Here is an 18,025-nt window from a genome sequence, read left to right on the forward strand (position 1 = left end):
ATTCATTAGAGCAGGGCCAGAGGCTGGAGTGGTCCAAGATAGTGGTCACTGCTCTTCCCTGCTGTCACGCTACCCACACCAGTTGGTTTTGTCTACTGTTGACAGTTTGGGTGCAGCCTTCTAGCTTTTAGATATGCGGTTGTCTGAAAAGATTGTCGCATCCTCGTCCGGCTCGCCCGGAAAAGGGTCCTTGTGAAAGTCCAGGAGGCGGAATGGCAGGCTTCATTTTAAAACGGCTGCTGCAGTCGGTCCTGACCATAGCCGGCGTCATCACCGCGGCGTTCTTCCTGACGCGCCTGGCGGGTGACCCGTCCATTCTCCTGCTGCCTCCTGAAGCAACACCCGAAGATGCTGCGCGTCTGCGTGCTGCGCTCGGACTGGATCAGCCGCTTATCGTTCAGTACTTCGTCTTTATGGGCAAGGCGTTCATGGGCGATTTCGGCATGTCCTTACGCCAGGCGATCCCTGCCATGGATCTCGTGCTCGAACGCGTCCCAGCGACATTGGAACTCGCGCTCTCGTCGTTCGTGGTCGGCATCGGCCTTGCCTTTATCCTGGGTATCCTGATGCGCATGACCCGCTTGAACTGGGTGCGCGACCTCATCACCTGGATCGCCCTGGGCCGGCAGGCAATTCCGATCTTTTCCTTCGGCCTCGTTCTCATCCTTATCTTCTCGATCCAGCTCAAATGGCTTCCGTCCTACGGTCGGGGGACCTTCAGTCACCTGATCCTGCCGGCCGTGACATTGGGCACCTATGAGCTGGCGCTTTATCTGCGTCTGTTCAACGCCTCGCTTGCTGCCGAGCAGCGCAACGACTATGTGCGCACCGCTTTTGCCAAGGGGCAGGGTCGCATCCAGGTTCTCCTCAAGCACATGTTGCCCAATGCGCTTCTCCCGCTCGTTACGGTCGCAGGCATCAATCTTGGCATGCTGCTGGGAGGCACCGTGGTCACGGAAACCGTGTTCAGCTGGCCCGGCGTCGGCCGCCTGATCGTGCAATCTGTCAGCCAGCGCGACTTCCCGGTGATCATCGCAGGGGTCTTCCTGATCTCGCTGGTCTTCGTCGTCATCAATCTGATCGTGGATATTCTTTACGGCTTCCTCGATCCCCGCGTGAGGCTCGCATGATGGGCAAGATTTCCATTTCGCAAGCCGTGGCCATTGGCCTGCTCGCGATCGTGGCGGTGCTGGTGATCGTCATCCCGCTTCTGCCGTTCTATGATCCCTACAGCCAGAACCTGGGAGGCGCTCTGCTGCCGCCCGGCGGGTCTTCGTTTGATGGCCGCTTCTATCTCCTTGGAACCGATACGCTGGGGCGCGACATGCTTTCCCGCCTGGCGTTGGCCGGACAGGTTTCGGCCCTGATCGGGCTTGGCGCTGTCGCGGTAAGCCTTCTGGTGGGGGTGACGCTTGGCCTTATCGCCGGCTATTTCCGAGGCCCGGTGGAGGTCGTGATCATGGGTCTTGCCGATCTCCAGCTCTCCATTCCGCGCGTGCTGCTGCTGATCGCCGTCACCGCCATCATCGGGCCCAGCGTCGTCAACCTCGCCATTATTCTGGGCCTGTCGAGCTGGGTGGCCTATGGCCGCGTCGCACGCGGCATGGCGCTCAGCCTTCGCGAACGCGAATTCATCCTCTCCGCCCGTACGCAGGGGGCGTCGGCCACCTGGAATATCCGCCATCATCTGCTGCCCAATGTATTGCCGCAGATGTTGATCGTGGGTTCCTATGAATTCGGCATGATCATCGTGCTCGAGGCGTCGCTGAGCTATCTGGGCCTGGGCGTGCAACCGCCATTGCCAAGCTGGGGCATGATGGTCTCGGAGGGACAGAACTATCTGGCGCTGGCCCCGCAACTGGCAATCCTGCCCAGCATAGCGCTCTTTATCCTCGTCGCCGGGTTCCAGTTCCTGTCCCAGACCCTCACCAAGGAAAACGATCTGGAGATGGTCGCATGATGCCGCAAGTGGTACCGGCCGCCGTGCCCGCCGAGGCTGTTCTCAGTGTCCGCAATCTCTCGATCGATGCCAAGGGTGCCGACGGCAATCCCATTCACCTGGTGCAAGATGTTTCCTTTGACGTCTTTGAGGAGGAAGTCCTGGGCCTGGTCGGCGAGTCCGGTTCGGGCAAGAGCCTCACCATGCTTGCTGTACTCGGCCTGCTCGGTCCCGGTCTCAAGATCGTGTCTGGCAGCATTGTCCTGCGCGGTCAGGAACTGACCACGATGCCGTTCACGGACCTGCAGAAGGTTCGTGGCAAGGCGGTGTCGATCATCTTCCAGGACCCATTGACGACGCTCAACCCTGTCCTGCGCATCGGCGACCAGATCGGTGAAGCCATCCGGCTGCACAATCCAGGAAAAAGCAAAGCCGAGGTCAAGGCACGCGTCATCGAGCTCCTGTCGCTGGTGGGCATCCCTAACCCTGAGCGGCGCTTCAGCCAGTTCCCCAATGAATTTTCCGGTGGCATGCGGCAGCGCGTCGTCATCGCCATGGCGATGGCCAACGAGCCGGATCTGTTGATCGCTGACGAGCCCACGACGGCGCTCGACGTCACCATTCAAGCCCAGGTCATGCAAGTTCTGGCCGAAGTGCGGGCCCGGACCGGCGCGGCCATGGTGCTCATCACGCACGATCTCGGCCTCGTCTCCGAATATGCCGATCGGCTTGCCGTGATGTATTCGGGCCGTATCGTCGAGCAGGCGCCAGGCGAGCAGCTCTTTGCCGATCCCAGGCATCCCTATACCGCCGGACTGATCGCCAGCCTGCCGCAGATCGACCATAAGGTCGCCTCGCTCTATTCAATTCCCGGCTTCGTGCCCGATCCGCGCAAGCGGCCATCGGGCTGCCCGTTCCATCCACGCTGCGCCATCGGCCGCGACCGGCCCGAATGTTCGTCGTCGGACCCTGCCTTGCGCGAGATCTCGGTCCAGCGCGATGTCGCTTGCCACTTTTCCGATGAAACGCCCGCCTGGCTCGTCGAGCAGCGCCAGATCAGCGCCATGGTGGCGGATGCGCCCGAGGCCGCCAATGACGATGCCAGCAAGGTGGTGCTCAAGGTTTCCCACCTGGACAAGGTGTTCAATATCGGCGGCGCCGCCTTCAAAAGTCACAAGCTGCGCGCGCTGCGCGACATCAATTTTGATCTGCGGTCAGGCAGGACACTCGGCATCGTCGGGGAGTCCGGCTGCGGCAAATCCACCCTGGCGCGCGTGCTCCTGCGTCTGTCCGAAGCCAGCGGTGGCGACGTCTATCTCAACGGTGCCCCGCTCTTCAAGCTGCGGGGCAATGCCTTGCGGCAGCGCCGTCGGGACCTGCAGGTCGTCTTCCAGGATCCCTATTCCTCGCTTGATCCGCGGATGAAGATCCATGATGTGATTGCCGAGCCGTTGCGGATTTCGGGCTCTTATACGCCCGAGCGCGTCAATCAGCTGCTCGAACATGTCGGCCTGCCGCCGGAAGCCGGGCAACGCCGCTCGCCGGAATTTTCCGGCGGGCAGCGGCAGCGCATCGCCATCGCCCGCTCCCTTGCGCTTAATCCGGACGTCCTGATCCTCGACGAGGCGGTGTCGGCGCTCGACGTTTCCATCCAGGCGCAGGTCATCAACCTCCTGATGCAGCTGCAAAAGGATCTTGGACTCACCTATGTTTTCATCTCGCACGACCTTTCGGTGGTGCGGCACATTTCCGATGAAGTCATGGTCATGTATCTGGGCCGCGTCATCGAGCAGGGTAGCACGGCAGACGTCTTCGACCGCCCGGCCCATCCCTATACGCGTGCTCTCCTGGCAGCCATTCCGCAGATCGGCGGCAAGTCCGACAGCGAGGGGTTGATCGCCAAAGGCGACCTTCCCAATCCGATGAACCCGCCATCCGGATGCGCTTTCCGCACGCGCTGTCCCATGGCGCAGCCCTTGTGCGCCGAACAAGAACCGCCGCTCGTTGATCATGGCCAGCCGGGCCACGAATCTGCGTGCCACTTCGCGCAGGCCTGATGGGTGCTTGAGCCGCTGGTCGAACGCTGGGCGGAGGACATTGCCTGCCTCCGCCTGCCCATGCCTGCCTTTGGCGGCGTCAATGCCCTGATCCTTGGTCCGCCGGGCAACCGCGCCATTGTCGATACGGGCATGCCGGGCGCCGAAACGGCTACGATCTGGCAGTCCGTGCTCAGCGATACAGCCTTCGGGCCCGTCAACGGTCTGGTCGCGACGCATGCTCATATCGATCATATCGGGCAGGTCGGTTTTCTGACACGGCAGACCGGCGCGCCGCTCATCATGTCAAAGGCGGAACATGATAACCTCGCGCATCTCGTCAGCCTGAGCCTTGAGGAGCGCCAGGCCCTTGCAACTGCGTTCCAGGACCGTGGCGGCTTTCCGTTGGAGGGCAGGGCGCTGCCCACCGATTATTCGGTCCTTGCACCTTTTCCTCGACCCGCCCGCCTCTTGGAAGACGGTAACACCATCACGCTGGGCGGCATTGCGTGGACTGTGCTGCTCGGCGGTGGACATTCCCGCGCACCGATTTGCCTATTGTCTTTGGAGCGCAAGATTCTTCTCGCCGGCGACCAGCTGCTGATGGGCTCCGGCCCGCAGGTGCCTGTCCAGGCCGAGCGGCCGGATGATAATCCTCTCGGCGACTATTTCAGCTTCCTTGACCGTCTGGACGGCTTGCCAGACGATCTCACTGTCTTGCCTGGACATGGAGAACCGATCCGCGACTTCAAGCGCCAGGTGGAGCGCATTCGCTCAGGTCATCGGCAACGCCTCAAGCTGTTGCGCGAGCGCATGAGCGGCACGCTGACCTCTGCCGAAATAGCGGACCTCGTATTCGCCAACCCATCGAGGCGACTTAGGGCGCGGCTGCCCTATCTCACCGCTGCCATGACCAATTACCTCGTCGCGAAGTCGGAAATTCAGGTCTGCCGCACTTCCCATTCATTGCGATTTTCGAGAACCTGAGGCGGACGCCTGCTGGCAGGCCCAAGACGATCCACATCGACATTTGAGCCGCTTTGCCCTCAAACCACGTCGGTCAGTCCGCGATCGGTCAAGGTATAGCGTCTTGTGGCCACACGGTCGATTAATTGCCGGTCGTGACTGATCGCAATGACGCCAAGTCCCTTGCGACACTGAGCCAGCAGGTATCTCCAGATATTGGCTTGCGTGATTGGATCGAGCATCGCCGTGAGTTCATCGGCGACGAGATACCTGGTGGATGGTGCCATGGCGCGCAGCAGGACCACCCGCTGCAATTCTCCGCCGGAAATTTCGTGCGGAAAGCGATCGTACCAGGACTTTGAAACGCCAATGGCGGATCTTGTCTCCTCGTCAGGCTCCCAGCCTTCTTCAACGATGCGTCCGATCCGCCATCGCGGATCGACTGTGGCAATGGGCGATTGATGCACATACTGGACCGGGCACCAACCTCGCCCATGATGCTGACCGTCTACACATATTTTTCCCGCGTCGGGTTCAAGGTGGCCGGCGATGAGCATGCCCAATGTGGATTTCCCACAGCCCGACGGACCGGCGAGCCCAAGGACCTGGCCCGGCTCAAGGATCAGCGACACCCGCTCGAGAATGCGCCGGCCTCCGTGATAGGAGAATTGGATGTCGCGCGCCTCAAGCATGGCAATCATCCGAGGCGTAAAATGCATTTTGTGGTAGGGCGCGCCACAACGCCCTCGCATATGCGCTATTGAGCGTCTCGCCCGTGCCGCGGAACCGCAATGACTGTTCGATGGCCACCAGACGCCCGCCATCGAGCACTGCGACACTGTCTGAATATGGCGCTGCCTGCGTCAGGTCATGGGTGATCAGCAGCACCCCGTGTCCCTGGTCGGCAAGCCCGCGCAGCTGAGCCATGACCATACTGGCATTTTCGGCATCGAGGCCGCTGGTCGGTTCGTCGGCGACGACCAGCGCGGGATGACCGACTGTGGCCATGGCCAGCAGCAGACGCCGCGCCATGCCACCGGACAATTGGTGCGGGAAAGCGCGTGCCACCTCGGCAGGAAGGGCAAAACGCGCCAGGCGTTCGGTGATGGCGGCCCTGTCGAGGCGCGTTCCGGCGCGTTTGGCCGCCCATGCCAATTGATGCCCGCACCGTACCAGAGGATCGAGATGGCTGATCGATTGCGGCACCAGACCTATGCGACGTCCACGGATGGTTCGCAGCGTCGTTTCGTCGAGCGTCTCCCCTTCGAAGCGTAGCGTTCCTGTGGTGCTTGCATTGGGTGGCAGGATGCCGAAGAGGGCATGAGCCAGGAGGCTTTTGCCGGCCCCGGAGGCACCCACCAGCGCGAGGATCTGGCCGTGTCGAAGAGAAAAGCTAATGTCGTGGAGTGCAAAGATGCGCTTTTGTCGGAGCAGGCCCTCGTAACGTCGGAACGAGAGGGAGAACGTGTCGACCTCGAGCAGCATCAAAGTTGCTCCTGCCGGGGATCAGCAAGCAGGCGCAGGCCATTGCCGATGGCATCGAAGCACAGAACGATGGCCAGCAGGCAAAGGCCAGGGAACAAGCCAAGCCACCATTTGCCCGCCATGAGATAGCGCATGGCATCGGACAGCAAGATACCGATGGCCGGCTTTGATGGTTCAAGGCCGAAACCGATGAAGGTCAGACCTGCTTCATGCAGGATAGCATGGGGAAAGAGCAGGACGAGGCCCACAAGCAATTGCGGCCAAAGGTGCGGCAGGAAATGCTGGAAGCCGATGAAGGTCCACGACTTGCCCATGCGCCTGGCCGCAATGATGTAATCGGCATGGCGCAATTGCAGGATCTCAGCGCGCAGGATGCGGGTCAGTCGCGGCCAGTGCGTGATCGCCACGGCGACGATGACCGCAGTCGTGCCGCCACCGAGGGCAAATGAAATCAGGATCAGCAGCACCAGATGTGGCAGGCCCATGGCGGCATCCACCAAAAATGCCACCAGCGCGTCTGCCCAGCGCCCGCAGGTGGTTGCAAAGATGGCAAGAGCTGCCGCGATGACGACCGAGATCGCCGAAGCAATGAGCCCGACCCACAAGGAAATGGTCAGGCCATGCACGGTACGCGCGAACATGTCGTGGCCCAGCTGGTCTGTGCCGAACCAGTGGGTCCAGGATGGTATGGCGAGGCGCGTGGAGAAATCCGCATCTATGCCAACCGTGCCGAACAACCACGAGCCGCTCACGACACCAAGGATGATGAGACCGCCAACCATGGCAGCGGCCAGCGTCATAAGGCGATTGTTGAGCCACGGGGCTCGTGTTTGGACGGGGATGACATCGATGGCTTCGCTCATCGCACGGTCTTCCCATGGAGGCGCGGGTCCACGACCCGATAGAGCAGGTCGGCAATCGAATTGCCGATAAACACGAAGCAGGTCAGGAACAGCGCCAGCGCCAGCAGCAATGGCACATCGCCCCGAATGCCGGCCTCCACGGTCGCGCTGCCGAGCCCTGGATAGGCGAAAACCTGTTCGGCCAGCACCGAACCGCCGAACAATTCGCCCAGCGATGCGAAAAGCACCGTTAGCGCGGGCAGGGCGGCATTGCGGGCCCCGTGACGCAACGCGATCTCCATCTGCGAGGCGCCCTGCGCCCTCGCATAAAGCGCGTAATCGGACTGCATGATCTCCACCATCTTGGCGCGCGTATGGAGCGCGATCTGCGCCACCCCTAAAACGGTGAGGGCAATTAACGGCAAGACAAGGTGGTGCACCGATTGCAGCAGGGTCACGTCCTGCGGCGGCACGCCGATCGGCCCGGCGCAGCAGACGGGCGTCCAGCGAAGGCCCACGGAAAACACGATGAGCAACAGGATGGCCAGCCAGAACGTCGGCGCGGAAGCGAGCACATAGGAATAGAGGCGGATGATACGGTCTATCCACGTTCCCGGCCTGGCGCCGGCCGTGACGCCGAGTGCGAAGCCGAGAATGCCAGATAGCAGCCAGGCAAGGCCCAGCAGTGGCAGGGAGGTCTTGAAGCGGGTCGCAAGCACCTCTTGCACCGGCGCATTATAGGTCATGGAATAGCCCAGGTCGCCGGCCAGCAGATTGCTGGCCCAGCGGCTGAACTGCACCTGGGCCGGCTGGTCGAGCCCCCATTTTGAGGCGATGTGGGCGCGCTGTTCCGGCCCCACCCGGGCAATCTCGGCGCCCAGATAGGCGTTGACCGGATCGACCGGGGACATTTTGGCCAAGGCAAAGGCGACGACAGCCACGGTGACCAGCAGAAGCGCCAACCGCATCAACCGCATCGCAATGACGAAAGACCAACTCAACATGGCTGGCCTAATCGCAGGTCCATGTCCATTGCTGGATCAGCGCCGTGATGGGCCAGCCATGGCCATGGGGTTCAGTCTGGGTCGGCCCGATATCGAGGCAATCGCTGACGTAATAGATGTGATCGAGATTGACGAGCCAGGCCCAGCCCGCATCACCCTTGGGACCGAAGCCGGTGGTGCCGTCCCACTCGGCCTTCTGCCAGTGTTCATAAGAGGCTTCGAGGCTCTCGGCTGCCTGGGCTGCCGCAAAATGTGCGTCGACCGTTTCGTTGGAGAAATAGCCGACATTGTAATAGTCGACGCCGGCCAGGCCGGTTTGATAGAGGCTGTAGACCTCAAGTGGGGTGTGGCTGCCCCAGCCGAACATAACGGGTTCGGAATGCATAACCCTCTCGATCTGGTCCCAGCTCATGCCCGTTGCCGTCGCCTCGATACCGAGCGGCTTGAGCAGCTCGGCCAGCGTCGCAGCCAGAGCCTGACGGGTCGAGTCCGAAGCCGGATAGGTGATAGCGAAGGCCGCTCGAACCCCATTCTTGGCGCGCACCCCATCCGCGCCGACAACCCAGCCGGCCGCCTCGAGCAGGGCGTTGGCGGCCTCGGGATCGAATGTCACTGAAGCTTCGGGATTGGACCATGGCAAGCCGTCTGCCGGGCCATAAGCGGGCGTGCCATGCCCAAGCAGGGCAACCTCCACCAGCGTCTCCCGATCAATGCCAAGATTGATCGCACGGCGGACCACTGGGTCCGAGGTGACGGCATTGCCGATGGCGTTGCCGGCGTCGTTGATGCCCGGAATCGGGACAGGCAAGGTAATACCGCGATTATCGACGGAGGCTACGACGACCTGTGTGAAGCCGGCGGGCGCAATGTCAGCCATGGCAGCCGGCACGGAAACCATATCGACCTGGCCCGCCTGCGCTGCGGCCAGGCTGGTATCCTCGTTCGTAAAGACAAAGGTGATGCGCGTGAAGGGCGACTGGGCGCCATAATAGTCCGGATTTGCCTCGACGATAAGCTGCTCGCCCTGCGTCCAGGAGACCAGCTTGAAGGGACCGGACCCGATGGGATTGCGAGCGTAGCCCTCGCTGTAGCGCGCCGCCGGGACGATCCCCAGGGTGTAGAAATTCTCTGTGAAGGTAATCCATGGCTGCTTGAGCCGGATCTCGACCGTCACGTCGTCCAATGCCGCGGCCCTGTCGAGCATCGTGAGGTCGAGAGCCCCGCCGGCCTTTGCACCCTCGTTGAAAGTAAAGGCCACGTCCTCGGCAGTCAGGGCACTGCCATCGGAAAACGTGACATCGTCGCGCAGGGTGATGGTCCAGGTCAGGCGATCGTCCGACAAGGTCCATTTGGTGGCAAGATCAGGTTGCGTGGCCAGATCAGCATCGCGCGTGAGCAGCGTGGACTGGAATAGAGGATGACCGTATCGCCCCCATCCCAGGAGGGGGTCGTAGCCGCCATCGGGCTCTCCGCCAATGGCCAGAAAGAGTTCCGTCTTCGGCGCGGCCAAGGCTGTACTGGCCAGGAGAGCGGTTGCCAGACCCGCAAGCATGAGGCGTTGAATTGCCTTGGTCATTGATCTGCCCCTATATCGCACCGAGCCCTCAAGGCATGGGTCAGCACCGCTGACCCACTGGTGACGATAGCACGAAAGAGTATGATGTCGACCCCGAAACATCATACCGCGGAGGATCTATGCAGCGCGTGACAGTGACCCTGGACGATGACCTGATGACGGAGATCGACAAGCTGATCGCGGTGCGCGGCTATCAGAACCGCTCCGAAGCCATCCGTGATCTGGCCCGCGCAGGCCTGCGACAGGCGGCACAACAGGAAGGCTCCCAAGAGGACAATGTCGGCGTGCTGAGCTACGTCTATGACCATGAGGCCCGCGACCTGGCGCGGCGGCTGACCAGCGCCTTCCATAGCCACCACGACCTGACCGTGGCGAGCATGCATGTCCACCTCGATCACGACAATTGCCTGGAAGTGGCAATCCTCAAGGGTCCAATGAAGGACCTGCAGCATTTCGCGGACCACGTTATCGCCGAGCGTTCTGTCCGCCACGGCAATCTGGAACTCATCCCCGCTCCAGGAACGCCTGCAACGGTGTCGCCTTCAAAACACGGGCACGTCCACGGTTCCTGATCCGCGGCTGGATGAGGCGCCGTGCCGAACACTGAACTCTCGAGCGGCCAGTTGCCCTCGATGTGCCGATCGGCTCGTTTGCCGCAGGGCAGGCGTTGAGTTCGCGTTGAAGTTCACTCTCGTCCATCAGATTGGGCCGCCCAGCCCCGTGAGACCGGGCGGCATTGGCTCTCGAGCCGAGGATTAGTGAGCGAGCATTTCCGCGGCCACCTCATCACCGCTCAACTCTGACGGATAATAGGTCGGCCAGTTGGTCAGCTCTTCGAGCAGGGCGGCGCGATCATCACCCCAATACAGATGGAAATGATGCGCATCCTGCGGCGCAATGGCGTGGTCGCTGAACTGAACGAATTGCGGTGCAGCCGCGTCGCCCTCGACCTTCTCGAAGATGAAGCGCACGCCGCGATTGCCCTTCTCGTAAGTCAGGATTTCGTAGCCGTCCCCTTCATAGCGGGCCTCCATCGGCTGGCCATTGGCATGAAAGGTGAAGGTGTCGCCTGCGATGGTGATGCGATCGACATCGGTCTGGTAGCCGACATCGTAATATGCGCGATATTCACCGGCGGTCATGGTGCCGGCTTTGGCCTTGTGCTCCATCACCGGGTCGAGTGTTCCGTCCTGCAGCAGCGGATAGACCGACTGCCAGTCCCCTTCCCAATCGGCAAGGGTGCGCTCGCTGATCTGGCTGTCGTCGAAATAGCCCTGATAAATTTTGTCATCGTGATCGTGATCATCGGCGTGATCGTGCGCTTCACCTCCGTGCAGGACGCCGCTGCCCCCGATGGCAACGATGGTGAAGGGCTTTCCTTTCACGGCGATCTCGCCGTTCTCCTCGAAGGTTTCGGCATCGACGCTGTGGATCTTGCCCGCAAGCGGATCGGTGACGAAGACATTGTCGCCGGCCACGGCAATGCGCGGTCGCGGATCGCTCCAATGGCCATCCATCGAATAGAGATCGGTGAGCTTGATGGAAGCGGTCACCGCACCGGCTATCACGTCAAGCTTGTGTAGCGTCCCGTCTTCGGTGAACAGATAGGCAAAGCGAGGACGCACGGGGTCGACGGCGAAGTGGACGCGTCGGGTCGGCAGATCGACCAGGCGGTAGGGTGTCTCGGCACCGGGCTCGATGATCGAAACAGTGTCCGCATCCCAGTTGCCCAGGAAATACTGCAGGCCCCGGCCACCAAGCAGCGTCGAAACGCGACCCTCGCCCAGCCCTGCGGTGAATTCCAGCACCTCCACCTTGGGCTGGCCGCCTGCCGAGCTGATCAGCAGAATGCCGCTCTGGCAACCGCCGATTGCGCCGAGATTGCCAGACAACGCTTCGCCGTGAAGACCCGCGCATTCAACGACGTTGCCAACCGGATTGCCGTTTCCGTCGATGATCTGTACGCCAGCCACCGAGCCTTCGCCTTCGGTGTTATAGACCGAAACGATGGAGTGCTCACCAAAGGGCACCACCACGCCATGGTGCGGCGCATTGGCCTTGACTTCGGAAAATTCGGCTTCGCCCTCGAGTGCCGCACTTTCACTGAACACGCGCGCAATACCCTCGCCATCGAAGAAGGCGGCAAAGTGTGCGTTATGCTCGACGAAATGCGACGGGCTTTCACCATGGACGGAAAACCCTGTCAGGCGGGGTTCGGAAACGTCGATATCGGCGTGATCACCATGATCGTCGAAGCGGATGCCGCTATCGATGGCGGTAACGGTTCCCGCAGCACCTTGGACTGCATAAACCGTGGCGCCGCTCAAGCTGCGATAGAGGGTGGCGGGACCTGAGACGTCAAAGTGGGTAATTTCTTCGTTGGTTAGGGCATCGAGGACATGCACGACCGACTCTTTATGGTCGGAGACGAACACGCGCCATGCGGTGACATCTTCGGCCTGCGCCGCACCGACAAGGCTGGTGAGGAGTGCGATTGTTGAGGCGCCAAGAGCAAAATGCTTCAAGGAAGTCTCCCAGGATTGGTTGAAGGAAGCGGTCCGGAGCGGAACGCGGAGGTCACGCGGCACCAATGGCCGTCGTGATCACGGAATCATTGGACCGCTGCGCCTTGAAACGGCGGTTCCAACAAAATGATATAACATAACGACGTGAGTCTCGGTACGGCTGGTTCATTACATGGATGACTCTTCAAGCGGTTAGGCGAGAAGTGGGCACACGGGGTGAAGAAATGTTCGTCACCAGCCTCCGACTCGATGAAGGTGGGCGAACAGTTGTGACGTTATTACATTACATACATTGAAGCGCAAGGCTGGAATTGAGGGAATGAACAGGTGCTCTCCTGACTAATCGTAAGCGCAAGACGCGCTTCTGGTGGCCGAGCGATTTTTCCGCGAAGCAATCAACGCAGGCCGCCTGGAAACGCTCTGTCATTTAGCGGCGTTTCCGGCCGGCCCGTTCCCGCCTATCTGTGCAAAGCGGCGCTGAATTTTCCTTTTGTTCTCCTGAGGCTAATTTTGGGGCTTGCCTCAAAAGCGCAGCTTCCTTATGTGTCCCGGCAGTCGGGGCGTAGCGCAGCCTGGTAGCGCATTTGTCTGGGGGACAAAGGGTCGTCGGTTCAAATCCGGCCGCTCCGACCATTCACTCCATATATGTGCGGATCGAGGCCGGGCCCTCCGCTACAGGGTCGGGACCCATCATGGATATTCAGGCAGGCGTCGCTCAAGCCGCTTCGCTGCTCTGGCCGGAACTGACGGGTGCCGTCCCGCGGCTGATCAATTACTCGGAAAATCACACCTTCCTGTTGGCCGCGCCAGGGGGCGCTGCCTATACGCTGCGCGTTCACCGGCCCGATTATCAGGATAGTGCCAGCATCGACAGCGAGCTGGCTTGGCTTGGTGCGCTGCATCGCGACACGGACCTTCCGGTTCCCTTGGCTGTACCCGGCCGTGACGGCAGGCTCATCCAGCAGGTCACTACCCACGATGGGCTGAGCCGCCATGCCGTGCTCTTCCGGTTCATCGAGGGCGCCGAGCCCAGCCCATCGGACGATCTTGTCGGTCTCTTCGGGGTGTTGGGGGAATATGCGGCGCGTCTGCACGCCCATGCCGCGGACTGGACACGTCCCTCAGGCTTTATGCGCCAGGCCTGGAATGCAAAGAGCATTCTCGATGCCAACGGTCTGTGGGGCGACTGGCGGGTCGCACCCGGTGTCACGCCCGCCATCCGCATCATCCTTGATCGCTCAAGCGACCAATTGCAGGCAAGGTTGGGCCGGTATGGTATGGCCCCGAACCGCTACGGGCTGATCCACGCCGACATGCGCCTGGGCAATATCCTGGTCGATGGAAGCCGAGTGAGCCTGATCGATTTCGATGATTGTGGCCTGTGCTGGTTCACCTACGATTTTGCGGCCGCGATTTCGTTCTACGAGACGAGCAAGACCGTGCCGGAACTCAAGGCGGCCTGGCTGGACCAATATTGCGCTCACAGGGCGCTCGATCCCCAGGACATCGCGGAAATCGATTCGATGATTCTGCTGCGGCGGATGGCGCTCCTTGCCTGGATCGGCTCACACGCCGAGACGGATCTGGCGCAGACGCATCAGGCTGGCTTCGCCGAAGGCACAGCCGACCTTGCCGAGCGCTACCTGGCTGGCGCCATCTGGCCCTAGAGCAGCATCTCGCTGCGCGGCGCTCGCCGTCTTTTGTCGTTGCCGATGGCCGTGGCCAGACCCCAGACCAGCCCGATCAGAAGGTAGATGTGCCGCCAATGGTCGGAATCGATGATGACCGATTCCGCCATGACGATCACGAAGGTCGCCGTGACTGGAATGGCCATGAGCCGGTACGGGGAGGGTCGTGCCACGATCTGGATGCTTTTCCAGAGAGTGAGGCCGATCAGCAGGTAGAAGAGCAGCCCGCCGCCCCATCCATAGACGTGGAGCACCGACACATAGACATTGTGCGGCTCCTCGATAATGCGCAGGTTGCGGAATTCGCCGGGCCCCAGGCCCCAGGGATTGTTGAGAGCGAGCTCATAGGCATAGCCCTGCCGTCCAAAGCGGCCGGTTTCGCCGCTGTCATAGTTCTGCGAACTGGCGCGCGCCTCGAACAGGTTCGACACGGCAGGAATGGACAAGAGACCGGCAAGCGCGACTACAAGCATCAGTGCCCCGACCATGGACATCAGGATGATGCGCACCTTGTCGCGCGCATTGGCCTCGAGCAGGAAGACCAGGACCAGCACGATCAGCGAGGACACGGCAAAATGCCCCCACGCTGCGCGTGAGAAGCTGACGAAGACCCCCACGAACAGGATCATGTAGATCGCGCCGGAGAACAGCACCTGCCTGAAATTTTGCGCCAGAACGATGCGCTGGAGGGCGAACATGGCGGGCAGGACGAGGAACGGCCCATAGACATTGGGGTCCTTGAAGGTCGCCTTGGCACGACCGTAGCGCAAGAAGAGGTCAGCTCCGGGCATGAGCCCGAGATAGGCCAGGGTGCCGATCACAGCCGCCAGCACAGCCGCTGCGGTATAGGCCGCAACGATGATCCGCATGCGCTTCGTCGTCGCCTCCGCCACGTAATTGGCGGCGAAGTACGACGTGAACATGAGAAAGACGGTCACCAGGGAAAAGATCAGCGCGCTGGTGATCGTATTGAACCGGACCTGGAAGACAGCGATCAGCGCAAAGGGCGTGAACGCGATCATGATCCCCAAGAGGCCCAGGGTGGACCGATAAAGACCAATGCCAGCAAAAATGGCGAGCGGCAGAACCAGCAGGAAAGTCAGCTCATAGGGCGAGGGCTCGAAGAGCACGATGCTGCCCGAAAAGACCCAGAGGGCCACGAACAGGTCGAGCACCCGCGTCGCACGCGCCCGAAGGGCCGCCACCTGCGGCTTGCGCGGTTCCCGAGACAGGCGTCCGTCAAAGGCGCCTATGCTGGTCAATAGGCGTTCTCGTTCTTGGAAACCAGCGAGACTGGCGTCATCAGCACGATGTAGAGATCGAAAAGGATCGACCAGTGCTCGATATAATAGAGGTCGTGGTTCACCCGCTGCATGATCTTGTCGATCGTGTCGGTTTCCCCGCGCCAGCCATTGACCTGTGCCCACCCGGTCATGCCGGGCTTGACCCGATGGCGGGCGAAATAACCCTCGACGGCTTCATAATAGAGCTGGTTTTCGGCCTTGGCCTGGGGCGCATGGGGTCGAGGGCCGACAATCGAAAGCTCGCCCTTGAGCACGTTGAATAGCTGCGGCAATTCATCGATTGAGGTGCGGCGGATGAACTTTCCGACGCGGGTGACGCGCGGATCGTCCTTGGTCACCAGCTTGGAGGCCGTTGCGTCGAGCATGTCGGTGCGCATCGAGCGGAACTTGAAGATGCGAATGGTTTCATTGTTGAAGCCATGCCGGTTCTGCATGAAGAAAACCGGCCCCTTGCTCTCGAGCTTGATCGCAATGGCCGTCACGACCATGACGGGTGAGAGAAGCACGAGAGCGGTGAGCGCCACGATCTTGTCGAAAACCCACTTGAACACCAAGTTCCAGTCGGAGATCGGCCGGTCAGCCATGTCGAGAACGGCAACGTCACCAACATAGGAATAGGCCTTGTTGGTGAACTTGAGCTTGCTCATATGCGCGGAGAGGCGGATGTCGACCGGCAGGACCCAGAGCTGGGTAAGCATGTCGAGCACGCGCTTTTCGGCAGAGAGCGGCATCGAAACGATGACGAGATCGATGGGGGTACGCCGCGCAAATTCCACGATATCGGCCACCATGCCCAACTTGGGGTAGCCACTGACCATCTCCGGTGAACGCTCGCCGACGCGGTCGTCGAACAGCCCCAGGAGCTCCACATCATTGCTGGCGCCCGCCTTGACCTGTTCGATCAGGGTGGCCGCATCGGTGCCGCCGCCCACGATGACCGCCCGGCGCTTCAGCCGGCCCATATTGGTCCAGTGCTGCACCAGCGCCCGCAGGCCGAGCCGATAAGCTACAAGCACAACAGCGCCGGACCCGAACCAGATGACGAGCCAGGCGCGCGACGCAAGATCGCCCGAGGCCAGGAAGTATAGCCCCACGGCCAGCGCGATCATCACCACCGACCAGGCACCGAGCACTCTGCCGATCTGGGGCAAGGCGGTGCGATAGGACGAGACGCGATGCGATCTGACCGCATTGAAGGCGATATTGGCAAGAAGCGCCGTGGCCAGAATAACGGGAATGGAAAATTCGTTCTGGACTGGTCCTGCAAAGAGCGCATGCACCACAAGTCCTAATCCGGAAAGCAATCCCGCTTCGACAATTTGCGCAATGCCGGCGATGACGGCGGCTGAAAGCGGCTTTTGTGCAGGCTGGGCAATCACGGCTTCGGCCTGTGGTGACAACTGGCCGGGCCCTGCAACAGGCCTCGTGGCGTGATCTTCAATGGCCTTCTTGGGGTCTACGCGATACATGGCGACGCTACCGGCACGAGAATTCTGCGCCGACCAATATTTGCCACAGACCTTTAAACTCAGTGAAGTCGCAAGACTAATTTGGGCGCGCGGCTCGGTAGAGCGCCTCGATGGATTCGGTCATGGCCTCCACCGAAAAGCCGGCGCGAATGTGGGCGAGCCGAGTGACCATGGCGACCCGGGCACGTTCGGGCTGGTCGAGAAAGTCGCGCATGGCGCCGGCAAGGGCATCCGCGTTGCCCGCCTCGATCAGGTCATTTGCCGTGGGACCGAAGATTTCGGGAATGCCGCCGACGCGCGTCGCAATGACCGGCAGTTCGGCCGCCGCTGCCTCCAACACCACATAGGGCAGGGATTCCGCAAGAGACGGTACCACGGCGCAGCGTCCGAGCGGAAAGATGTCGCGGGCCGGGCGCGAGCCGGGCAGGGTGACCCGGCCCGTCAGGCCCAATTCGGCGATCCGGCTTTCGAGGGCGACCCTGTCGGGACCATCGCCGGCCATCGTCAGGGTCGCGCCCGGGACTTTTGCCAGGGCCTCGATCAATGGAAAAACGCCCTTGAGCGCGCGCAATTCGCCAACAAAGACAAAATCGGCGGCCTCTGGCGCAGGGCGGATCGGGATAAATTCCTCGGGCCGCAGACCGTTATGGATGACCTCGGTGCGGGTCTTCGGCGCTCCGATCAGCGCCGAATAAACCGTCTGCGCATAGCGGCTTTCGAAGATGATCGCCGAAGTCTTGCCCATGAGGTGCCGCTCAATCCGGTGGAAGAGCCGGCCGGACCGGGAGTCCGCAGGATAATGGAGTACGCCACCATGCGGCGTGTAGAGAGCCTTGGCGCGCGCGCGTCCGTAGAGAGCCAGGCGCGCGTAGAAGCCGCCCTTGGCGCCGTGCCCATGCAGGATGTCGACGTCGAGCTCGCGGGCGAGCCTGGCTACGGCAAGCGGCGTGGTAAGATCGCCCTTGCCAAAGAGACGAGGCATCGGGAAGCGGTGGATGCCGAGAGCAGCGTGAGGCAGAAGGGCGGCGAGGAGCCCTTCGGTCTGCGCGTCATTGGCAAGAGTATCGACCACGACCCCCGCCGAATGTCCCCGCGCCGCAAGGGCCCTGGTGAGGTCCGCAACGTGGCGGAACAGGCCGCCCACCGGCGCTCGCAGGATTTGCAGGATGCGGAGAGGTCGATCCGTCACTG

The 18,025-nt window shown here is 61.5% G+C and carries 15 protein-coding genes and 1 tRNA gene; 7 read left to right on the forward strand and 9 right to left on the reverse strand.

The features are described 5' to 3' along the window. Positions 1-212: 212 nt before the first annotated feature. Genes VE26_RS04910 through VE26_RS04925 form a run of 4 tightly spaced genes read left to right on the forward strand, consistent with a single transcriptional unit; the run spans position 213 to position 4,962 of the window. A complete protein-coding gene (locus tag VE26_RS04910) occupies positions 213-1,130 on the forward strand; it encodes an ABC transporter permease (protein ID WP_046103999.1) in 918 nt (305 codons plus the stop codon). Further along, positions 1,127-1,960, forward strand: a complete 834-nt coding sequence (locus VE26_RS04915; protein ID WP_046104000.1) for an ABC transporter permease — start codon at positions 1,127-1,129, stop codon at positions 1,958-1,960. Before VE26_RS04910 ends, VE26_RS04915 begins: the two co-directional genes overlap by 4 nt. Then, positions 1,957-3,996 carry an ABC transporter ATP-binding protein gene (locus VE26_RS04920; RefSeq protein ID WP_046104001.1) on the forward strand — a complete coding sequence of 680 codons (2,040 nt, stop codon included), beginning with the start codon at positions 1,957-1,959 and terminating at the stop codon, positions 3,994-3,996. Before VE26_RS04915 ends, VE26_RS04920 begins: the two co-directional genes overlap by 4 nt. A 3-nt stretch (positions 3,997-3,999) precedes the next feature. Further along, positions 4,000-4,962 carry an MBL fold metallo-hydrolase gene (locus tag VE26_RS04925; RefSeq protein ID WP_046104002.1) on the forward strand — a complete coding sequence of 321 codons (963 nt, stop codon included), beginning with the start codon at positions 4,000-4,002 and terminating at the stop codon, positions 4,960-4,962. 59 nt (positions 4,963-5,021) lie between these two features. Here the strand turns inward: VE26_RS04925 and VE26_RS04930 are convergent, their stop codons facing one another. Genes VE26_RS04930 through VE26_RS04950 form a run of 5 tightly spaced genes read right to left on the reverse strand, consistent with a single transcriptional unit; the run spans position 5,022 to position 9,848 of the window. Then, positions 5,022-5,633 carry an ABC transporter ATP-binding protein gene (locus tag VE26_RS04930; protein ID WP_046105031.1) on the reverse strand — a complete coding sequence of 204 codons (612 nt, stop codon included), beginning with the start codon at positions 5,631-5,633 and terminating at the stop codon, positions 5,022-5,024. Continuing rightward, positions 5,626-6,426, reverse strand: coding sequence for an ATP-binding cassette domain-containing protein (locus VE26_RS04935; protein ID WP_052715675.1), 801 nt, complete (start codon positions 6,424-6,426; stop codon positions 5,626-5,628). The genes VE26_RS04930 and VE26_RS04935 overlap by 8 nt, the downstream gene beginning before the upstream one ends. Further along, on the reverse strand, positions 6,426-7,289 hold the full coding sequence (locus VE26_RS04940) for an ABC transporter permease (RefSeq protein ID WP_046104004.1): 864 nt from the start codon (positions 7,287-7,289) through the stop codon (positions 6,426-6,428). Before VE26_RS04940 ends, VE26_RS04935 begins: the two co-directional genes overlap by 1 nt. After that, positions 7,286-8,236 carry an ABC transporter permease gene (locus VE26_RS04945; protein WP_244465629.1) on the reverse strand — a complete coding sequence of 317 codons (951 nt, stop codon included), beginning with the start codon at positions 8,234-8,236 and terminating at the stop codon, positions 7,286-7,288. Before VE26_RS04945 ends, VE26_RS04940 begins: the two co-directional genes overlap by 4 nt. Before the next feature lie 43 nt (positions 8,237-8,279). Further along, on the reverse strand, positions 8,280-9,848 hold the full coding sequence (locus tag VE26_RS04950) for an ABC transporter substrate-binding protein (RefSeq protein ID WP_046104006.1): 1,569 nt from the start codon (positions 9,846-9,848) through the stop codon (positions 8,280-8,282). A gap of 119 nt (positions 9,849-9,967) precedes the next feature. Here VE26_RS04950 and nikR point away from each other — a divergent pair, with 119 nt between their 5' ends. Further along, positions 9,968-10,420 carry a nickel-responsive transcriptional regulator NikR gene (nikR, locus tag VE26_RS04955; protein WP_046104007.1) on the forward strand — a complete coding sequence of 151 codons (453 nt, stop codon included), beginning with the start codon at positions 9,968-9,970 and terminating at the stop codon, positions 10,418-10,420. 183 nt (positions 10,421-10,603) lie between these two features. Here nikR and VE26_RS18975 read toward each other — a convergent pair whose 3' ends face one another. Beyond that, the gene (locus VE26_RS18975) at positions 10,604-12,373 is read right to left on the reverse strand and encodes a metal-binding protein ZinT (RefSeq protein WP_200897210.1); all 1,770 of its coding nucleotides are present in this window, start codon (positions 12,371-12,373) and stop codon (positions 10,604-10,606) included. Between the two features lie 556 nt (positions 12,374-12,929). Here VE26_RS18975 and VE26_RS04965 point away from each other — a divergent pair. Together VE26_RS04965 and VE26_RS04970 are read left to right on the forward strand one after the other, a co-directional pair. After that, a tRNA-Pro gene (locus VE26_RS04965) sits at positions 12,930-13,006 on the forward strand. Positions 13,007-13,065: 59 nt separating this feature from the next. Next, on the forward strand, positions 13,066-14,040 hold the full coding sequence (locus tag VE26_RS04970) for a phosphotransferase enzyme family protein (protein WP_052715676.1): 975 nt from the start codon (positions 13,066-13,068) through the stop codon (positions 14,038-14,040). Here VE26_RS04970 and VE26_RS04975 read toward each other — a convergent pair. The 3 genes from VE26_RS04975 to VE26_RS04985 all read right to left on the reverse strand — a co-directional run bounded on the left by VE26_RS04975 (position 14,037) and on the right by VE26_RS04985 (position 18,023). Next, entirely contained in the window at positions 14,037-15,323 is a 1,287-nt protein-coding gene (locus tag VE26_RS04975; protein WP_046104008.1) for an O-antigen ligase family protein, read from the reverse strand. The two genes, VE26_RS04970 and VE26_RS04975, sit on opposite strands and share 4 nt — an antisense overlap. After that, on the reverse strand, positions 15,320-16,834 hold the full coding sequence (locus VE26_RS04980) for an undecaprenyl-phosphate glucose phosphotransferase (protein WP_052715677.1): 1,515 nt from the start codon (positions 16,832-16,834) through the stop codon (positions 15,320-15,322). The genes VE26_RS04975 and VE26_RS04980 overlap by 4 nt, the downstream gene beginning before the upstream one ends. 76 nt (positions 16,835-16,910) lie before the next feature. Further along, complete coding sequence (locus VE26_RS04985; protein ID WP_046104009.1) at positions 16,911-18,023, reverse strand: glycosyltransferase family 4 protein; 1,113 nt, start codon at positions 18,021-18,023, stop codon at positions 16,911-16,913. Positions 18,024-18,025 lie beyond the last annotated feature (2 nt).

Source organism: Devosia chinhatensis, assembly GCF_000969445.1.
Taxonomy (GTDB): domain Bacteria; phylum Pseudomonadota; class Alphaproteobacteria; order Rhizobiales; family Devosiaceae; genus Devosia; species Devosia chinhatensis.